A 17,606-nucleotide genomic window follows, 5' to 3' on the forward strand; every position below is an offset into this window, starting at 1 on the left:
CTCAAGGAACGGTCGCTTCCTTTGTACTCACCCTCTCGGGCTTTCCTCCGGGCGCTTCCCTTCGGTCTTGCGTTTCCGACTCTATCAGATCTTTTTTCTCGATCCGATTCCCTGTCGGCGGGATTTGCCGTCCGGCTCGGGCTTTCGCTCGTCGGCCTTTCGACATTCACTACGTTAGCCGATTCCCCGTCCAACTCATAATCGAGTCCGTCGGCGTCGAATTCAGGCATGCGGGCACGCCGAATTCGCCCCTGCTGAGGGGAGTGGCTAGGTAGTGGTTTGGCCGCTTCCGGCTGCAGGCGATTGCCGTACCCGGGTCAAGCGGCTCGGGCTACATTACGCACCTTGCCTGGACGCGTCAACTTCGGCGGCGCCTCGGGACATGCGCCCGATAGGGGCTGACCGTCGGGTCGTTGGCGATCCAGAAGCGCCAGGGGTGCACGGCTCCTTCGCCGGCCACACCGGTGCGGGGGCCGTTGAGTACCTGGTCGGAGGGCACGGGCGTGCCGGTCAGCATGCGGAGGGGGGTCTCCTCCGAGGTGCAGGCGTCCGTGCCGTCCAGGGAGCGGTCCACGTCCAGGGCCGTGGCCAGACGGGCCGGGCCTTTGGCCAGTTCCTTGTCGTTGCGGGCCGAGAGTCGACGGGTGCGGGCCAGCTCGGCGCCCTCGATGATCTCGCCGGCGCGGAGCAGGACCGCGCTCGCCTTTCCCTCGGGGCCGCACACCAGGTTCATGCAGAACCACATGCCGTAGGTGAAGTAGACGTAGACGTGTCCGGGCGGGCCGAACATCACCTCGTTGCGGGCCGTGCGGCCGCGATAGGCGTGGGAACCGGGGTCGTCGGCGCCGTCGTAGGCCTCGACCTCGGTCAGGCGGAGGGCGATCGGACCGTCCGGGGTGGTGCGTACCAGGATGCGGCCGAGCAGGTCGGGGGCGACATCGAGGACGGGCCGGTCGAAGAACTCCCTGGGCAGGGGCGTACGGTCGGGGGTCACGATCATGCCGTCCGAGGGTACTGGAGACGGGTGGCGCGGTGGGGTGGCCAGGGGGCACCGGCCTTGCCAGGGTGAGGGCGTGGAACCGGCCACGGCCGGATCGCGTTTGTAGGGATCAAGGATCCACCCGTAATGGGCGAGAGGGAGAGTCATGGCGTTCAAGAAGCTGCTCGCGAGCCTGGGGGCCGGCGGGGCTTCCGTCGAGACGGTGCTGCACGAGGTCAACGTCGTGCCGGGCGGTGTCGTCCAGGGTGAGGTGCGGATCCAGGGCGGTTCCGTGAACCAGCAGATCGAGGGGCTCTCGGTCGGGCTGCAGGCCAAGGTCGAGGTGGAGAGCGGCGACCAGGAGTACAAGCAGGACATCGAGTTCACGAAGTCGCGGCTGGGCGGGGCGTTCGAGCTGCAGGCGAACGCGGTGCACGCGGTGCCGTTCGGGCTGGAGATCCCGTGGGAGACCCCGATCACGATGATCGACGGTCAGGCGCTGCGCGGCATGAACATCGGGGTGTCCACGGAGCTGGAGATCGCGCGGGCGGTGGACTCCAGTGACCTTGACCCCGTCAATGTGCACCCGCTGCCGGCGCAGAAGGCGATTCTGGACGCGTTCGTCCAGCTGGGCTTCCGGTTCAAGAACGCGGACATGGAGCGCGGGGTCATCCGGGGTACGCGGCAGAAGCTGCCGTTCTACCAGGAGATCGAGTTCTACCCGCCGCAGCAGTACCGGGGGCTGAACCAGGTCGAGCTGAGCTTCGTGGCGGACGAGCACGCCATGGACGTGGTGCTCGAGATGGACAAGAAGCCGGGGCTCTTCAGCGAGGGCAGCGACACCTTCCGGTCCTTCCAGGTGGGGCTCAACGACTACCAGGGCACGGACTGGATCGCGTACCTCAACCAGTGGCTGTCCGAGGTCGGCAGCAAGCGCAACTGGTTCTAGGGAGGGCCTAGGCTCGGGTTCGACTGCAAGAACCGATCAGGAGGTACCGAGGTGACCGAGCTCAAGCGGCGGCCGCTCCCCCACGACTTCCATCCGCCCGTGCCGTCGTTCACGGTCGAGAGCAAGGACGTCCGGGAAGGGGCGACGCTCAAGGACGCTCAGGTCTACGCGGCCGGCAACACCTCACCGCACCTGCGGTGGGAGGGCTTCCCGCCGGAGACCAAGAGCTTCGCCGTGACCTGCTACGACCCCGACGCCCCGACGGGCAGTGGGTTCTGGCACTGGGTGCTGTTCGACATCCCGGCTTCGGTGACCGAGCTGCCGGTGGGGGCGGGCAGCGGCGCGTTCGAGGGGCTGCCCGAGGGCGCGATCCACGCTCGTAACGACTACGGCAGCAAGGACTTCGGCGGGGCCGCGCCGCCGCCCGGGGACGGGTCGCACCGGTATGTGTTCACGGTGTACGCCGTGGACCAGGAGAAGCTGGGCCCGGACGCGGACGCCAGTCCGGCTTTCGTCGGCTTCAACCTGCGTTTCCACACCATCGCGCGGGCTCAGCTGATCGGTGAGTACGAGGTGCCCGCCGAAGACTGAGCAAGCCGTCCGGCGATCCCAGCGTTCACGGAACGTTTGCCCGCTCCTGGTCTTGGAATTGATCAGGAGCGGGCATTTTTGTTGCCGGGGGTCGCGGGGGTCACCCCCCGTGGGAGCAGCAGATATTGCGTTGTCCATCTCGGCGTGCCCGGCCAGAGTTGATCCCAGCCCGCCAGGGGGTGGGCCGGTGCACACGGGAGGTGGGCTGGTATGCGGGACACGCTGGTACTCAACGCGAGCTTCGAGCCGTTGTCGACGGTGACGCTGAACCGAGCCGTCGTTCTGGTGCTTCAGGACAAGGCCGTCGTCGAGCAGGCCCACCCCGAACTGCGGATGCGGGGAGCCGCGGTCGACATACCGGCGCCCCGCGTGATCAGGCTCTGCCAGTACGTGCGGGTGCCGTTCCGAAGACGAGCTCCGTGGTCGAGGCGGGGTGTACTGGTCCGTGACCGGCACAGGTGCGCGTACTGCGGGAGGCGGGCGACGACCGTGGACCACGTGGTGCCGCGGTCGCAGGGCGGGCAGGACACGTGGCTGAACACGGTGGCCTCGTGCGCGGAGGACAATCACCGCAAGGCGAACCGGACTCCGGAGCAGGCGGGGATGCCGCTGCTGCGGCAGCCGTTCGAGCCGACTCCGGCGGACGCGATGCTGCTGGCGCTGGGGCAGGACGACTTCGACGCGCTGCCGGAGTGGCTGGCCCAGCCGGCCGCCTAGCGGTCGCGTGCGAAGGGGCCCGCTTCCTGGGAAGCGGGCCCCTTCGCATGTGCCGGTTCAGTCGATGGACGGCTTCTCGCGGCGTTCCTGGGCGGGGACCTGGGCGCCGGAGGCGCCGCCGTTGCCGCCGGAACCTCCGCCGATGCCGCCGAAGTTGCCCATGGCGCCGGACAGGCCCTTGAGGGCGTCGCCGATCTCGCTGGGGACGATCCAGAGCTTGTTGGCGTCGCCTTCGGCGATCTTCGGGAGCATCTGGAGGTACTGGTACGAGAGGAGCTTCTGGTCCGGGTCGCCGGCGTGGATGGCCTCGAAGACCGTACGGACGGCCTGGGCCTCGCCCTCGGCGCGCAGGGCGGCTGCCTTGGCCTCACCTTCGGCGCGCAGGATCTGGGACTGCTTCTCGCCCTCGGCGCGCAGGATCTCGGACTGCCGGACACCTTCGGCCTGGAGGATCGCGGCGCGCTTGTCGCGGTCGGCGCGCATCTGCTTCTCCATCGAGTCCTGGATGGAGGTGGGCGGCTCGATCGCCTTCAACTCGACGCGGTTGACGCGGATGCCCCACTTGCCGGTGGCCTCGTCGAGGACGCCGCGCAGGGCCGCGTTGATCTCCTCGCGGGAGGTCAGGGTCCGCTCCAGGTCCATGCCACCGATGATGTTGCGGAGCGTGGTGACGGTGAGCTGCTCGATCGCCTGGATGTAGCTGGCGACTTCGTAGGTGGCGGCCCGGGCGTCGGTCACCTGGTAGTAGATGACGGTGTCGATGTTGACGACCAGGTTGTCCTGGGTGATCACCGGCTGCGGCGGGAACGGGACGACCTGTTCGCGCAGGTCGATGCGGTTGCGGATGGTGTCGATGAACGGGACGACGATGTTGAGGCCCGCGTTCAGGGTCCGCGTGTAGCGGCCGAACCGCTCCACGATGGCCGCGCTGGCCTGTGGGATGACTTGGATCGTCTTGATCAGGGCGATGAAGACCAACACCACCAGAATGATCAGGACGATGATGACCGGTTCCATCGTCGTTCCCCGTGTCCCTTCTCCGCTGCGGCGTCTTCGGCAGATCTTATGGTTGTCGAAGATCTTGCTGGTCGAGTCTGACAGACCGTCGCGTAGCTGGCGAGGAGTTCACTCCAGTTACGTCGTGCGAGGTCACATGACGATCGCGGTCGCTCCCTCGATGTCCACGACGTCCACTTCCTGGCCTACTTCGTAGGCGCGGCCGGTGTCGAGGGCGCGGGCCGACCAGACCTCTCCGGCCAGCTTGATCCGGCCGCCGGAGGCGTCGACGCGTTCCAGGACGACGGCTTGTCTGCCCTTCAACGCGTCCACGCCGGTGGCGAGTTGGGGTCGCTGGGCGCGATGTCGGTTCGCGATGGGGCGTACGACGGCGATGCCCGCGGTCGAGATGACGGCGAAGACGACGACCTGGGCGACGGCTCCGCCGCCGAAGACGCCGCTGACCGCCGCGGCGCCGATGGCGCCCACCGCGAGCATGCCGAGTTCGGGCATCGCGGTGATCACGAGCGCGATGCCGAGCGCTGCCGCGCCGATCAGCCACCACAGCCATGCGTCGATTTCCACATGGTCATGGTAGGTCCGAGGGCCCTGTCGCCGACAGGGCGCCCAGCGTGTGAAATGCCGTTCTTACTCTGGGATTTGTGTGGCGCGGGGGCGGGTCAGGACAGCGGGAGGCCCTGCGCGGTCCAGCGGTCGCCCACCTGTTCGACGACGAGGGGGAGGCCGAAGCAGAGGGAGAGGTTGCGGGAGGTGAGTTCGAGCTCCAGGGGACCCGCGGCGAGGACCTTGCCCTGGCGGATCATGAGGACGTGGGTGAAGCCCGGGGGGATTTCCTCGACGTGGTGGGTGACCATGAGCATCGAGGGGGCGATGGGGTCGCGGGCGAGCCGGCCGAGGCGGCGGACGAGGTCCTCGCGGCCGCCGAGGTCGAGGCCGGCGGCGGGCTCGTCCAGGAGCAGCAGTTCGGGGTCGGTCATCAGGGCGCGGGCGATGAGGGTGCGCTTGCGCTCGCCCTCGGAGAGCGTGCCGAACTTGCGCTCCAGGTACTCGCTCATGCCGAGGCGGTCGAGGAAGGCGCGGGCGCGCTGCTCGTCGATCTCCTCGTAGTCCTCGTGCCAGGTGGCGGTCATGCCGTACGCGGCGGTCAGGACCGTCTCCAGGACCGTCTGGCGCTTGGGGAGCTTGTCGGCCATGGCGATGCCGGCCATGCCGATGCGCGGGCGCAGCTCGAAGACGTCGGTGCCGGGCCTGCCGAGGGTCTCGCCGAGGATGGCGGCGGTGCCCGAGCTGGGGAAGAGGTAGGTGGAAGCGAGGTTGAGGAGGGTGGTCTTGCCGGCGCCGTTCGGGCCGAGGATGACCCAGCGCTCGCCCTCCTTGACCGACCAGGAGACCTGGTCCACCAGAGCCCGGCCCTCACGGACCACGGATACGTCCTGAAGCTCCAGAACATCGCTCATGAGCGCGTTGTCTCCCCTTGCAGTGTGGCCGGTCTCGGCTGTCGCGTACGCCTGTGGCTCGGTCCGCCGCGCCGGTGGGCGCAGCCCTCCATGAAATCTACGCCACCGGTCGGCCCGGACATTCCCTCGGTCCGGTCCTTGGAGGGTCCTAGGCTGGGAGCATGCTCACGGAACCGCGCGCTGGACGTCTCGCAGCTTGGGGAAATGCCCTTTTGGCCGGACTTGTCTCGCCGGATGACGCCGTGCTCGCCATCGTCGGTGAGGACGCGGTGCACCGGGTGGAGGGGTTGCCCGGGGAGTCGGCGCCCGTCGGGCTGACGTTGGCACTGGGGCGGCTGCGGGCGCTCGGAGTGACCGGGCTGCGGGTGGCGCTGCCCGCGCCGGGGCATCCGCTGGGGCTGTGCGGGCCGCCGGAGTTCAACGCGCGGGCGCTGGACGCCGAGGAGGCGGTGGTCTGTTACGGGGCCGCGTTCGGGCTGGTGCCGGAGGTGTACGAGGCCGGGCCCGAGGGCGATGTGCATGTCGAGGTCGTGTGGCATGTGCTGCCCGTGCGGGAGGCGCCGCCCGCTGATGTGCCGTCGCTGGGTGAGGCGGAGCGGGAGTTGGCAGAGGCCCTGCGGGAGGCGACCGAGGTGCTGACGCGGCTGGATGTGGCCGGGTCGGGGCCGGTGGCGGAGGCGGCGATCGATGCGTATCGGGCTCGGGCCGAGCGGGGGCGGGAGGTGCTGGCGCCGGGGTATCCGCCGCGGGCGGTGCGGGTGCTGGAGTTGGCGCGGCGGGTGGGGACGCTGATCGGGGTGGCCGCGGAGAGTGGGCACGGAGGTGCGGTGAGCTCGGCGGAGATCTTCGCTCGGCGGGAGGCGTTGCGGCCGGTGGAGCGGACGGCTCGGCGGGCGCAGGTCGCGGCGTACAACTCCGTTGTGGAGGAGCGGGAGCGGGGGGTGCGGTGAGCTGGCCCGGGGTTGTGCGGGTGCTCGGCACAGGGTGCGGGCGCTCGGCGCAGGGTGCAGGTGCTCGGCGCAGGGGCTGAGGTCGGGGCGTTGCGCAGCCCGGCGGAGCGGGGTGCCGCTGCGCCCACCCGTGCCGCCCCAAGCGGCACGACTGCCCGCAGCTGGGCGGGATGGGGGCTGCGGCTGAGCGGGGCCCGTAGGGGCGAGGGCCCGCGGCTGAGCGGGACTGGGGCCGCTGTTGAGCAGGGTGAGGGACCGCGAGCTGAGCCGAACGGCCTCCCAGGGGTGGCTGGGAGGCCGGTGGTTGCCTCCGGCTCGGAGACGGAGGCGGGGTGTCAGTGGTTGACGGCGAGGTTGCCGAAGGCGGGGTTCAGGATGCCCACGACGTTCACGCTGTTGCCGGACACGTTGACCGGGACGTGCACCGGGGCCTGGACCACGTTGCCCGAGGCGACACCCGGGGAGCCCACGGCCTGGCCGTCGGCGTGCGCGCTGGTGGCGGAGGCCATGCCCGCGCCCGCGGCCAGCAGGCCACCGGTCACCATCGTCACGGCCGCTGCCTTCTTCAGGTTCTTCACTTCTGAGCCCTCCTTGCGATTGCCGCGGCAGGCGCCGCAGCACGCACTGGAGAACGGCGGAGATCCACCGAGGATGCGCCAAATGAGGGACGTTCCCACGACAGTATGAATCTCGGTCCGGAACGGAACCCTCCGTGTTGCCGTGGGCTGAGCGTGTCAGCCGGTCACGCCATGGCGAACGGCCCACAGGGCGGCCTGCGTTCGGTCGGCCAGGTCGAGTTTCATCAGGATGTTCGAGACGTGGGTCTTGACGGTCTTCTCGGAGAGGACGAGCGCGCGGGCGATCTCCCGGTTGGAACGGCCGTCCGCTATCAGGCCGAGCACCTCGCGCTCCCGCTCGGTGAGTGAACCTCCCCTGCCCGGGCCGGAGTTGGCCTCCTCCTGGGAGAGCAGGGCGCCGGCGACCTCCGGCTGGAGGAGGATGTGCCCGGCGTGGACCGAGCGGATGGCTCCGGCGAGGGCGTCGGGGTCGACGTCCTTGTAGACGTAGCCGGCGGCGCCCGCGCGCAGCGCCGGGACCACCGTGCGCTGCTCGGTGAAGCTGGTGACGACCAGCACGCGCGCGGGGTTGTCGAGTTCGCGGAGTCTGCGCAGGGCGTCGACGCCGTCCATGCCCGGCATCTTGACGTCCATGAGGATGACGTCGGGCCGCAGCTCCTCGGCTCGGTCGACTCCCTCGGCGCCGTCGGCCGCCTCGCCGACGACCTCGATGTCGTCCTGCACTTCGAGGAACGTGCGCAGGCCCCGGCGGACGACCTGGTGGTCGTCGACGAGCAGTACCTTGATCACGTCAGCCACCGGGGACCTCCATCTCGATCGTGGTGCCCTTGCCGGGCGCCGATTCCACGGTCAGCGTGCCCCCGGCGCCGCTCGCCCGGTCCCGCATCGAGACCAGGCCGAGGTGACGCCCCGCGCGGCGGACCGCCTGGGGGTCGAAGCCGCTGCCGTCGTCCGTGACCCGCAGGACGGCTCCGCCGTCGCGGCGGTCCAGGGTCACGTCGACGTGGTCGGCGCCGGAGTGGCGCAGGGCGTTGTGCAGGGCCTCCTGGGCGACGCGCAGGAGGGCCTCCTCCTGGGAGGCGGGCAGCGCCTTGACGCCGTGGCCGGTGAAGGTCACGCGGGCGCTGTGGGCGCGGTCGAGGACCTGTATCTGCGTCCGGAGGGTCGCCACGAGACCGTCCTCGTCCAGGGCGGCGGGGCGCAACTCGACGACCGCCGCGCGCAGTTCGTCGGCGGCCTCGGCGGCGAGGGCCGCCACCTGCTGCAGTTCGCCCTTGGCGCGGGAGGGGTCGCGGTCCACCAGGCGGGCCGCCGCCTGGGCCGTCAGGCGCAGGGAGAACAGCTTCTGGCTGACCGCGTCGTGCAGTTCGTGGGCCAGGCGCGAGCGTTCCTCGGCGATGGTCAGTTCGCGGCTGCGTTCGTAGAGGCGGGCGTTGGTGAGGGCGATCGCGGCGTGCTGGGCGAGGATGCCGAGCAGTTCCTCGTCGTCCTGGGTGAAGCCGCAGCTGCCCTCGGGCTTCTTGCAGTTCTTGTTCGCCAGGAACAGGGCGCCGATCACCTCCTCGCCGTCCCTGATCGGCAGGCCCAGGAAGTCGACCAGGTCCGGGTGGGCCTTCGGCCAGCCCTCGAAGCGGGGGTCCTTGCGGACGTCCGCGAGGCGTTCGGCCCTGGCCTCGTGCAGCATCGCGGCGAGGATGCCGTGCTGGCGCGGGAGGGGGCCGATGGCCTTCCACTGCTCCTCGCTGACGCCGTCGACCACGAACTGGGCGAAGCCGCCGTGGTCGTCCGGGACGCCGAGCGCGGCGTACTGCGCGTCGAGCAGCTCGCGGGCCGAGGCGACGATCGTCTTCAGGACGTCGCGCACCTCGAGATGCCTGCTCATGGCCAGCAACGCGGAACTCACCGCGGCGAGGCCGGACCGGGGACCGTGACTCATGTCCTCACGGTACCGGCGGGCTGTGACAGCGCGGATCGGACCGGTGACGGCGGACGCCCCGGCCGGTGGACCTAGGCCGCGCGGCCTAGTACGGGCCTGGGCGGTACAGGGGCGCCGGGACCGGAGCGGCCGGGTGGGTCCGGACCAGGCCCGGGGGTGGTGGGCCCGTGGTCTAGGGCGAAGGGCCCCGGTGGGTTGCGGCTCGCGTCCGAGGCGGTCCGGGCGGTCCCGTTCCTACGGTGAGGGCACGCGATCACGACGAGGGAGCTGATCATGCCGGTTGCGATCATCACCGGGGCCTCGAAGGGGCTGGGCCGGGCGCTCGCCGAGGCGCTGGCCGGGCGTGGCTGGGACCTGGTGCTCGACGCCCGGGGCGCCGAGGCCCTGGAGGACGCCGCGAGGGCGGTCTCCGCGCACGGCACCCGCGTGACCGCCTTGCCCGGGGACGTCACGGACGCCGCGCACCGGGCGGAGCTGGTGGCGGCGGCGTGGCGGCTGGGCGGGGTCGACCTGCTGGTGCACAACGCGAGCGCGTTGGGCGCCGAGCCCCTGGTGCGGCTGGAGGAGCTGCCCCTCGCGGGACTCCGGAGGGCGCTGGAGGTGAACCTGGTGGCGGGCCTGGGCCTGGTCCAGGAGGCGCTGCCGCTGCTGCGGGCCTCGGAGGCGGGGGCCGTGGTGGCGGTCAGCTCGGACGCGGCCGCCGAGGCGTACGAGACGTGGGGCGGCTATGGGGCCTCCAAGGCGGCTCTGGACCACCTGGCGGCGGTGCTCGCCGTGGAGGAGCCGGGGCTGCGGGTCTGGGCGGTGGATCCCGGGGACATGGGCACGGACCTGTATGCGGCGGCCGTGCCGGACGATCACGAGCCGCGGCCGGAGCCGGCGGCCGTGGTGCCGGGGTTCCTGCGGCTGCTGGACGAGCGGCCGGCGAGCGGGCGGTACGGGGCCCCGGCTCTGGTGGACGGGGTCCGATGACCCTGGCCGTGCGCGTGCCGCAGGAGTTGTCGGCCCGGGTTCCCGTCGAGCAGCGGGGGCCCGGGCTGGACCGGGACGCCGTACGGATGCTGGTGTCCAAGGGTGCCGAGGTGGCGCATCACACGTTCTCGGAGCTGCCGCGGCTGCTGCGGGCCGGGGATCTGCTCGTGGTCAACACCTCGGCCACGCTGGCGGCGGCCGTCGACGGATGGGTCGGGCACGCGCGCGTGGTGGTGCACTTCTCCACCCGCGGGGACGACGGCCGCTGGGCGGTGGAGCTGCGGGAGCCGGACGGGCGGGGCACCACGCGTGCGCGTGCGGGCGGGCCTGCGCAGGCTGGGGTGTGTCTGCCAGGGGGTGTGCGGCTGGTCCTGGAGGAGCCGCTGAGCGGGCGGAGCGAGCGGCTGTGGTGGGCGCGGGTGTCCGGGGCCGGGGTGCCGGGGCTGCTGCGGGAGCACGGGCGGCCCATTCGGTACGCCTATACGGAGCGGGACCAGCCGCTGTCCGTCTACCAGACGGTGTTCGCGCTGCCGTCCGGGGACGGGTCGGGCAGTGCGGAGATGCCGAGCGCGGCGCGGCCCTTCACGGCGCGGCTGGTGACGGAGCTGGTGAGCCGGGGGGTGCGGTTCGCGCCGGTCACCCTGCACACGGGGGTGGCGTCGGGGGAGGCGCACGAGCCGCCGTATCCGGAGCGTTTCGCGGTGCCGGAGGCGTCCGCGGGGCTGATCAACGCCACGAAGGCCGGGGACGGCCGGGTCATCGCGGTCGGCACGACGGCGGTACGGGCCGTGGAGTCGGCGGTGGGCGCCGACGGGACCGTGCGGCCGCGGGCGGGATGGACCGACCTGGTGGTGACGCCGGAGCGCGGGGTCCGTGTCGTGGACGGGCTGCTGACCGGGCTGCACGAGCCGGAGGCCTCGCATCTGCTGATGCTGGAGGCGGTCGCGGGGCGGGCGGCGATCGAGCGGGGCTACGAGGCCGCGCTCCGGGGCCGGTACCTGTGGCATGAGTTCGGGGACGTGCACCTGCTGCTGCCGTAGCCGACGGGTCCTCACACAGAGCATCGCTTGTGCAACTAGCGGTGAGACCGCACGTCGCGCGGTGTGAGCCCGCGCATAGGACGCACGTCACGTACGAAAGTGCGTAGGAGACAAAGCCCCACCTATTGAGCGGCGCAGACAGTCCAATCTGCCCCGTTTTACCCCTCCCTGATCCACTATCGGGCATCGTACGTCACACCTTTGCCACGCCATTTTGCGGCCGCTAAGAATTGCTGGCGTCGCTCAGCGCCGTGGGTTCTCCCCCGCGGCGTTCGTGTCGGAAGCACAACCGTCCAACGCCGGACGCCGAGCGACCCCCGCGCTATTCGAAGAGGTCCACAGCAGCATGCCCAAGAACATCTTCAGCCGTGTTCAGAGTCGTAGCCTGACCCGTCATCACAAGATCGCCATGGCCGGTGTCGCCACCCTCGGCGCCGTCGCCATCGGGGTCTCCGCGGTGCCGAGCGGCGCGTCGACCAAGACCACGACCGAGGCCGCTCAGCCGGCTGCGGTGGCGTTCAGCACCGAGCAGATCAAGGACGTCAAGGCGAGCGTCACCGACCAGATGGCCGGTGCCAGCCTGAAGGCCGAGCAGATCGCGGCGAAGAAGAAGGCCGACGCCGCGGCCGCCGCCAAGAAGAAGGCCGCCGCCGAGGCGGCGAAGAAGAAGGCCGAGGCCGCGCGCAAGGCCAAGGAGGCCGCGAGCCGCGACGCCAAGCGCGCCCAGATCAAGAAGGCCGCCGCGAAGAGCTACCCGAACAACCTCGACGGCTGGATCCGCGAGTCGCTCGACATCCTGAAGAAGCACGACATCCCGGCGTCCTACGACGGCATCCACCGCAACATCATGCGGGAGTCCTCGGGCAACCCGAAGGCGATCAACAACTGGGACATCAACGCCATCAACGGCGTCCCGTCGAAGGGCCTGCTGCAGGTCATCCCGCCGACCTTCAAGGCGTACCACGTCCCCGGCACCTCCTGGGACATCTACGACCCGGTCGCCAACATCACCGCCGCCTGCAACTACGCGGCCGACAAGTACGGCTCCATGGACAACGTCTTCGGCGCGTACTGAGGCTGGCGCGGACCTCTGCTCGCTGAACCGAACGCCGAAGGGCGGCACCCGGCTGACGGGGTGCCGCCCTTCGGGCGCGGTGGAGCGGTGACTACTTGCGCATGACCTCGGGCTCGTGGCGGCGCAGGAAGCGGGCCACGAAGAAGCCGCAGATCACACCGAGGGCGAGCAGCGCGCCCATGTCCATGGCCCAGGCGCCGACCGTGTGCTCCCACAGCGGGTCGGTGTCGCCGGGCGTCTCGGGCGGGCTGATCTTGTTGAAGTCCAGCGTGGCGCCGGCTGCGGCGACCGCCCAGCGCGACGGCATCAGGAACGAGAACTGGTTGACGCCGATCGAGCCGTGCAGCGTGAACAGGCAGCCCGTGAAGACGACCTGGATGATCGCGAACATCACCAGCAGCGGCATGGTCTTCTCGGCGGTCTTCACCAGCGACGAGATGATCAGGCCGAACATCATCGACGTGAAGCCCAGCGCCATGATCGGCACCGACAGCTCCAGCAGCGTCGCGCTGCCGAAAACGAGCCCTTCCTCCGGGATCTCCCGGCTGGAGAAGCCGATGACGCCGACCAGCAGGCCCTGCAGTACGGTGATCATGCCGAGCACGAACACCTTCGACATCAGGTACGCCGAGCGGGACAGACCGGTCGCGCGCTCCCGCTCGTAGATGACCCGTTCCTTGATCAGCTCTCGGACCGAGTTCGCCGCGCCCGCGAAACAGGCGCCGACCGCGAGGATCAGCAGGACCGTGGTGGCCGTGCCGTTGGGGATGATCCGGCCGGTCTGCGGGTTCTCCGGGTTCGGCAGCAGGCCCCGGTCCGCGTCGATGAGCAGGCTCACCGCGCCGAGCACGGCCGGCAGGATCACCATCAGGGCCAGGAAGCCCTTGTCGGACGCGATCACCGAGACGTACCGCCGCACGAGCGTGACGAACTGGGACATCCAGCCCTGCGGCTTCGGCGGCTTCATCGCCTGCATGGGCGCGACCTGTACGGACTGCGGCGCTACGGCGTCGATGTCCGCGGCGTACATCTGGTAGTGCTGCGAGCCCTTCCAGCGGCCCGCCCAGTCGTAGTCGCGGTAGTTCTCGAAGGCGGAGAAGACGTCGGCCCAGGTGTCGTAGCCGAAGAAGTTCAGTGCCTCCTCGGGCGGGCCGAAGTAGGCCACCGAGCCGCCGGGGGCCATCACGAGGAGCTTGTCGCACAGGGCGAGCTCGGCCACGGAGTGGGTGACGACGAGGACCGTGCGGCCGTCGTCGGCGAGGCCGCGCAGCAGCTGCATGACGTCGCGGTCCATGCCCGGGTCGAGGCCGGAGGTCGGCTCGTCCAGGAAGATCAGCGACGGCTTGGTCAGCAGCTCCAGGGCGACCGAGACGCGCTTGCGCTGGCCGCCGGAGAGGGACGTGACCTTCTTGTCCTTGTGGATGTCGAGCTTGAGCTCGCGCAGCACCTCGTCGATGCGGGCCTCGCGCTCGGCCGCCGTGGTGTCGGCGGGGAAGCGCAGCTTGGCCGCGTACTTGAGGGCCTTCTTGACGGTCAGCTCCTTGTGCAGGATGTCGTCCTGCGGGACCAGACCGATGCGCTGGCGCAGCTCGGCGAACTGCTTGTAGAGGTTCCGGTTGTCGTAGAGGACCTCGCCCTGGTTGGCGGGGCGGTAGCCCGTGAGCGCCTTGAGCAGGGTCGACTTGCCGGAACCGGACGGGCCGATGACCGCGATCAGCGACTTCTCCGGGACGCCGAAGGAGACGTCCTTGAGGATCTGCTTGCCGCCGTCGACCGTGACGGTCAGGTGGCGGGCGGAGAAGGACACCTCACCGGTGTCGACGAACTCCTCGAGCCGGTCGCCGACGATCCGGAACGTCGAGTGGCCGACGCCGACGACGTCGGCCGGGCCGAGCAGCTGGGAGCCGCCCTTGGGGATCGGCTGGCCGTTGACGTACGTGCCGTTGTGCGAGCCGAGGTCTCGGATCTCCATGCGGCCGTCGGGCATGGCGTGGAACTCGGCGTGGTGCCGCGAGACCTGGAGGTCCGAGACGACCAGTTCGTTCTCCAGGGCACGGCCGATGCGCATCACGCGGCCGAGGGAGAACTGGTGGAACGTGGTCGGGCTGCGGTCGCCGTAGACCGGCGGTGCCCCCGCGACACCGCCGGGGCCCTGCTGCTGCGGGATGTGCGCCGCCGGCTGCTGCGGCTGCTGCTGCCAGCCGGCCTGGGGCTGCTGGTGGGGCGCCTGCTGGGCGGGGGCCTGCTGGGCCCAGCCCGCGTTCGCGCCCTGTGCTGCGTACGGCTGCTGCTGGGGCTGGGCCTGGGGCGTCGCGACGGAGGCCGCGGCGCCGGAGAGGTTCAGGCGCGGGCCGTCGGTCGCGTTGCCCAGGTTGACGGCCGAGCCGGGGCCGAGTTCCAGCTGATGGATCCGCTGCCCCTGCACGAACGTGCCGTTGGTGCTGCCGTGGTCCTCGATGACCCAACTGCGGCCGTTGAAGCTGACCGTGGCGTGACGCCAGGAAACCCTGGCGTCGTCGAAGACGACGTCCCCCTGCGGATCACGTCCGAGGGTGTATGACCTGGACGGATCGAGCGTCCAGGTACGTCCGTTTGATTCCAGTACGAGTTCCGGCACTCCATGCCCCACTGAGTTGTCCCCCGAGTTACCCCCGACATGGGGAGTCTAGGGATGTCGAACATCGGGGGGAACTATTTCAGTAGCGGCCCCCTGACCGAAAGTCGGGCCTTGTGAAGACCGCGTTCGGACGCATCAGCCGATTCCGTTGACGGGGTTGAAAACGGGCCGGAGAGTGGTATTTCGACGCGAGGGGGACATGCGCGGTGTTCCCCGCCGCGCAGCGGATCGGGGGGTCTGCCATGGGTGGTGCCACAGGTGTCGGCGGGGCGAGGGACGACGCGCGCGTGCCGTGGGGGGACGTGCTGATGTCCGCCGTCGCCGCCGTGAGCTGGGCGTTGATCGGGATGGCGGGCACGGCGGCGCTGGGCCTGCGGCTGCTGGAGGCGGACGCGGCGGGCTCGTTGGGGCCGATGACAGCGGCGGTGGTCGCTCTCGCCGCGGGGGGTTCGGTCACGCCGTCCGGTGACGTGTCGGCGTTCGGCCTCACGAGCGCCGAGGCGGACACGGCCATCGAGATCACGCCACTCGGGGTGAGCCTCGTCGGGGCCGTGCTGCTGTCGTACTTCTTCCTACGGTCCTTGCGGGCGGCGGGAGTTGTGGTATCGCCGGCCGAACTCCTCGCGCGTGCGGGCGCGTCGGTCGCGCTGTTCGTGGCGATGCTGGGCGGGCTGGCCTGGGCGGGGCACGACGTCATCACGATCGACGGCGGGTCGCTGGGGCTGGACGACGTGACCGGTGGGGGTGGCGGTGGCGGCGGGGGTGTCGACGTTCCGGGGCTGGGGGACATCGGGGGGTTGCTGCCGGACCGGCTCGGCGACCTGGTCGACGCGCGGGCCTCGGTCGGTTTCACGGTCGACACCGCGCCTACGCTGCTCGGCGGGTTGTGCTGGTCGGCGGGGATCCTCGCCGTCGCCCTGCTGGCCTCCCGCCGCACGCCGCTGCCGCGGGGCTGGGAGACCGTGCACCGGGTGGTACGGCCTGCCGTGTCCGCGGTGGTGACCGTGCTGCTGGTGGCGGTGGCGGCCGGGCTCGCCGCGGCGGGGTACGCGGCGATCGGCGACGACCATCCGCGGCGCATCGCCGGGGCGGCGCTGCTCGGGGCGCCGAACGGGGTGTGGCTGGGCATCCCGATCGGCCTGCTCGTGCCGTGGGACGGGCGGGCGACGGGGGAACTGACCCGGTTCCTGCCGGACCCGCTGGACGACCTGCTCACGGTCGGCTCCGACCAGCCGGTGACGCTGGGGCGACTAGCCGAACTGGACGGCCGGGTGTGGCTGCTGGGTGTGGCGGCGGCCTTGATGATGCTGCTGGCCGGGGTGCTGACGGCGGCGCGGACGCCGGTGGGGGGCGTCGGGGCGGGAGCGGTGGGGCGGGGGGCTGGTGGTCGGGGGGTCGCGGCGGGGCAGGGGGTGGAGGCCGGGTACACACGGTCGGCTGGTTCTTGGGGTTCTAAGGGTCCCGGGGGTTCTGGGGTTCTTGGAGGTTCTGGCGGTTCGAGGGGTTCCGGGAGTTCCTCGGGCGTACGGGATTCGGGGGCCGTCGGTTTCGCGGCGCGGTGTGCGCTGCGGCTGGGGGTCGCGACCGCGCTCGCCCTGCCCTTGCTGGCGTGGCTGACGGAGGTGTCCGTGACGGCCTCCCTGTCCGTGCTCGGCTTCGACGCGTTCGGCGCGGGCATCGAGCTGCAAGGGCACCTCGGCATGGCACTGCTGCTGGGCGCGGTGTGGGGTGCGGGGGCCGGGGCCGTCGGGGCGCTGCTGGCGTGGGCGAGCGGAGCGGCGGGGCGGGCGGCGGCGCCGCTGGCCCGGGCGGAAGGGCTGAGCGGGAGCGGTTGGCCGAGCGGGGCCGGCGGGACGGGCAGCACCGGTGGGGTGGGCGGCTCGGGGGGAGCCGGGCAGGCGCAAACATCGGCGGCTGGGTCAGGGGCGGCAGGTGTCGGACAGGCAGGGCCGGCGGCCGGTGTGGGTCACGCCGGTCACGGCATCGGTGCCGGGCCGCCCCAGGCCGGACCTCGGTCGGGCGTCCCGCGGCCGCCGGACGGCGAGGAGCCCGGGCCCTACGCGCCAGGTGCGCCGTACCGGCCGCCGAACCCGGCCACCAATCCGTACCTCCGGGTGCCGGAGGAACTGCGTGAGCCGGAGGACGCACGGCCCCCTGGCGAGGCCGCCCGGTACGACCGGCCCCCGTGGCCGGGCGAACGCCCTGGCCGGCCCCGGCAGCCGGGAGTACCTCCGCGCCCCGGCGAATCCCGGCCCCCGGATGACGCACGGCCGGGCGGCGACTCCGCAGGGGACGGTGGCTCCGCAGAGGGCCGTGGCTCCGCAGGGCACAGTGGCTCCCCAGAGGGCCGTAGCTCCGCAGGGCACAGTGGCTCCGCAGGGCACAGTGGCTCCGCAGGGGACGGTGGTTCCGCAGAGGGCCGTGACTCCGCAGGGCACAGTGGCTCCCCAGAGGGCCGTAGCTCCGCAGGGCACGGCGACTCCCCGGAGGGCCATGGCTCCGCAGGGGACCGTGACGTGTACGGCGCGCCCACCGTGGCGCGGCCGGTCGGGCCGCCGCCGCGTGGGCCCCGGCAGCCGCCCGGGCCGAGGGGCGGGAACGGGCCGCCGGCCCGGCCGGACGACGGGCCGCCGCCTCCACCGCCCCCTCCCCCGCCGCCGCGCAAACCACGGGGCGGGAGGTAGTCCCGAGGGCCCGGGGACGCCGTACCGGTACGTTAGATTCACGC

The 17,606-nt window shown here is 71.3% G+C and carries 16 protein-coding genes; 8 read left to right on the top strand and 8 right to left on the bottom strand.

Translation table 11 applies throughout. The features are described from left to right. Positions 1-358 precede the first annotated feature (358 nt). Positions 359-1,000, bottom strand: coding sequence for a DNA-3-methyladenine glycosylase (locus ABZ386_RS34595; protein WP_358967557.1), 642 nt, complete (start codon positions 998-1,000; stop codon positions 359-361). Between the two features lie 145 nt (positions 1,001-1,145). Here ABZ386_RS34595 and ABZ386_RS34600 point away from each other — a divergent pair, with 145 nt between their 5' ends. The 3 genes from ABZ386_RS34600 to ABZ386_RS34610 all read left to right on the top strand — a co-directional run bounded on the left by ABZ386_RS34600 (position 1,146) and on the right by ABZ386_RS34610 (position 3,236). Further along, on the top strand, positions 1,146-1,928 hold the full coding sequence (locus ABZ386_RS34600; RefSeq protein ID WP_351346609.1) for a sporulation protein: 783 nt from the start codon (positions 1,146-1,148) through the stop codon (positions 1,926-1,928). 51 nt (positions 1,929-1,979) lie between these two features. After that, complete coding sequence (locus tag ABZ386_RS34605; RefSeq protein WP_114251209.1) at positions 1,980-2,519, top strand: YbhB/YbcL family Raf kinase inhibitor-like protein; 540 nt, start codon at positions 1,980-1,982, stop codon at positions 2,517-2,519. A gap of 210 nt (positions 2,520-2,729) precedes the next feature. Continuing rightward, positions 2,730-3,236: an HNH endonuclease gene (locus ABZ386_RS34610; RefSeq protein ID WP_306968241.1), complete on the top strand. Its 507-nt coding sequence runs from the start codon at positions 2,730-2,732 to the stop codon at positions 3,234-3,236. A 57-nt stretch (positions 3,237-3,293) separates the two neighbouring features. Here ABZ386_RS34610 and ABZ386_RS34615 read toward each other — a convergent pair whose 3' ends face one another. The 3 genes from ABZ386_RS34615 to ABZ386_RS34625 all read right to left on the bottom strand — a co-directional run bounded on the left by ABZ386_RS34615 (position 3,294) and on the right by ABZ386_RS34625 (position 5,710). Next, complete coding sequence (locus tag ABZ386_RS34615) at positions 3,294-4,253, bottom strand: SPFH domain-containing protein (protein ID WP_114251211.1); 960 nt, start codon at positions 4,251-4,253, stop codon at positions 3,294-3,296. Between the two features lie 132 nt (positions 4,254-4,385). After that, positions 4,386-4,817, bottom strand: a complete 432-nt coding sequence (locus ABZ386_RS34620; protein ID WP_114251212.1) for an NfeD family protein — start codon at positions 4,815-4,817, stop codon at positions 4,386-4,388. 95 nt (positions 4,818-4,912) lie between these two features. After that, the gene (locus tag ABZ386_RS34625; protein ID WP_114251213.1) at positions 4,913-5,710 is read right to left on the bottom strand and encodes an ABC transporter ATP-binding protein; all 798 of its coding nucleotides are present in this window, start codon (positions 5,708-5,710) and stop codon (positions 4,913-4,915) included. A 161-nt stretch (positions 5,711-5,871) separates the two neighbouring features. On the opposite strand from ABZ386_RS34625, the gene ABZ386_RS34630 reads away from it, so the two are divergent. Continuing rightward, positions 5,872-6,660, top strand: coding sequence for a hypothetical protein (locus ABZ386_RS34630; RefSeq protein ID WP_358967559.1), 789 nt, complete (start codon positions 5,872-5,874; stop codon positions 6,658-6,660). Positions 6,661-6,995: 335 nt separating this feature from the next. Here ABZ386_RS34630 and ABZ386_RS34635 read toward each other — a convergent pair whose 3' ends face one another. The 3 genes from ABZ386_RS34635 to ABZ386_RS34645 form a co-directional block, all read right to left on the bottom strand. Then, complete coding sequence (locus ABZ386_RS34635) at positions 6,996-7,238, bottom strand: chaplin (RefSeq protein WP_114251215.1); 243 nt, start codon at positions 7,236-7,238, stop codon at positions 6,996-6,998. Positions 7,239-7,394: 156 nt separating this feature from the next. Further along, a complete protein-coding gene (locus ABZ386_RS34640) occupies positions 7,395-8,036 on the bottom strand; it encodes a response regulator transcription factor (protein WP_198678112.1) in 642 nt (213 codons plus the stop codon). Then, positions 8,029-9,174, bottom strand: a complete 1,146-nt coding sequence (locus ABZ386_RS34645) for a GAF domain-containing sensor histidine kinase (protein ID WP_351346618.1) — start codon at positions 9,172-9,174, stop codon at positions 8,029-8,031. Before ABZ386_RS34645 ends, ABZ386_RS34640 begins: the two co-directional genes overlap by 8 nt. 273 nt (positions 9,175-9,447) lie before the next feature. Here ABZ386_RS34645 and ABZ386_RS34650 point away from each other — a divergent pair, with 273 nt between their 5' ends. The 3 genes from ABZ386_RS34650 to ABZ386_RS34660 all read left to right on the top strand — a co-directional run bounded on the left by ABZ386_RS34650 (position 9,448) and on the right by ABZ386_RS34660 (position 12,261). Continuing rightward, the gene (locus ABZ386_RS34650) at positions 9,448-10,146 is read left to right on the top strand and encodes an SDR family oxidoreductase (RefSeq protein ID WP_351346619.1); all 699 of its coding nucleotides are present in this window, start codon (positions 9,448-9,450) and stop codon (positions 10,144-10,146) included. Then, positions 10,143-11,186, top strand: a complete 1,044-nt coding sequence (locus ABZ386_RS34655; protein ID WP_351346621.1) for an S-adenosylmethionine:tRNA ribosyltransferase-isomerase — start codon at positions 10,143-10,145, stop codon at positions 11,184-11,186. Before ABZ386_RS34650 ends, ABZ386_RS34655 begins: the two co-directional genes overlap by 4 nt. A gap of 346 nt (positions 11,187-11,532) precedes the next feature. Further along, complete coding sequence (locus tag ABZ386_RS34660) at positions 11,533-12,261, top strand: transglycosylase SLT domain-containing protein (RefSeq protein ID WP_351346623.1); 729 nt, start codon at positions 11,533-11,535, stop codon at positions 12,259-12,261. Positions 12,262-12,352: 91 nt separating this feature from the next. On the opposite strand, the gene ABZ386_RS34665 is transcribed toward ABZ386_RS34660, so the two are convergent. After that, complete coding sequence (locus ABZ386_RS34665) at positions 12,353-14,878, bottom strand: FHA domain-containing protein (protein ID WP_356506380.1); 2,526 nt, start codon at positions 14,876-14,878, stop codon at positions 12,353-12,355. A gap of 242 nt (positions 14,879-15,120) precedes the next feature. Between ABZ386_RS34665 and ABZ386_RS34670 the strand changes: the two genes are divergently transcribed. Beyond that, on the top strand, positions 15,121-17,562 hold the full coding sequence (locus tag ABZ386_RS34670; protein ID WP_358967561.1) for a streptophobe family protein: 2,442 nt from the start codon (positions 15,121-15,123) through the stop codon (positions 17,560-17,562). Positions 17,563-17,606: the final 44 nt, after the last annotated feature.

This window comes from Streptomyces sp. NPDC006140, assembly GCF_040628815.1.
Lineage (GTDB): Bacteria > Actinomycetota > Actinomycetes > Streptomycetales > Streptomycetaceae > Streptomyces.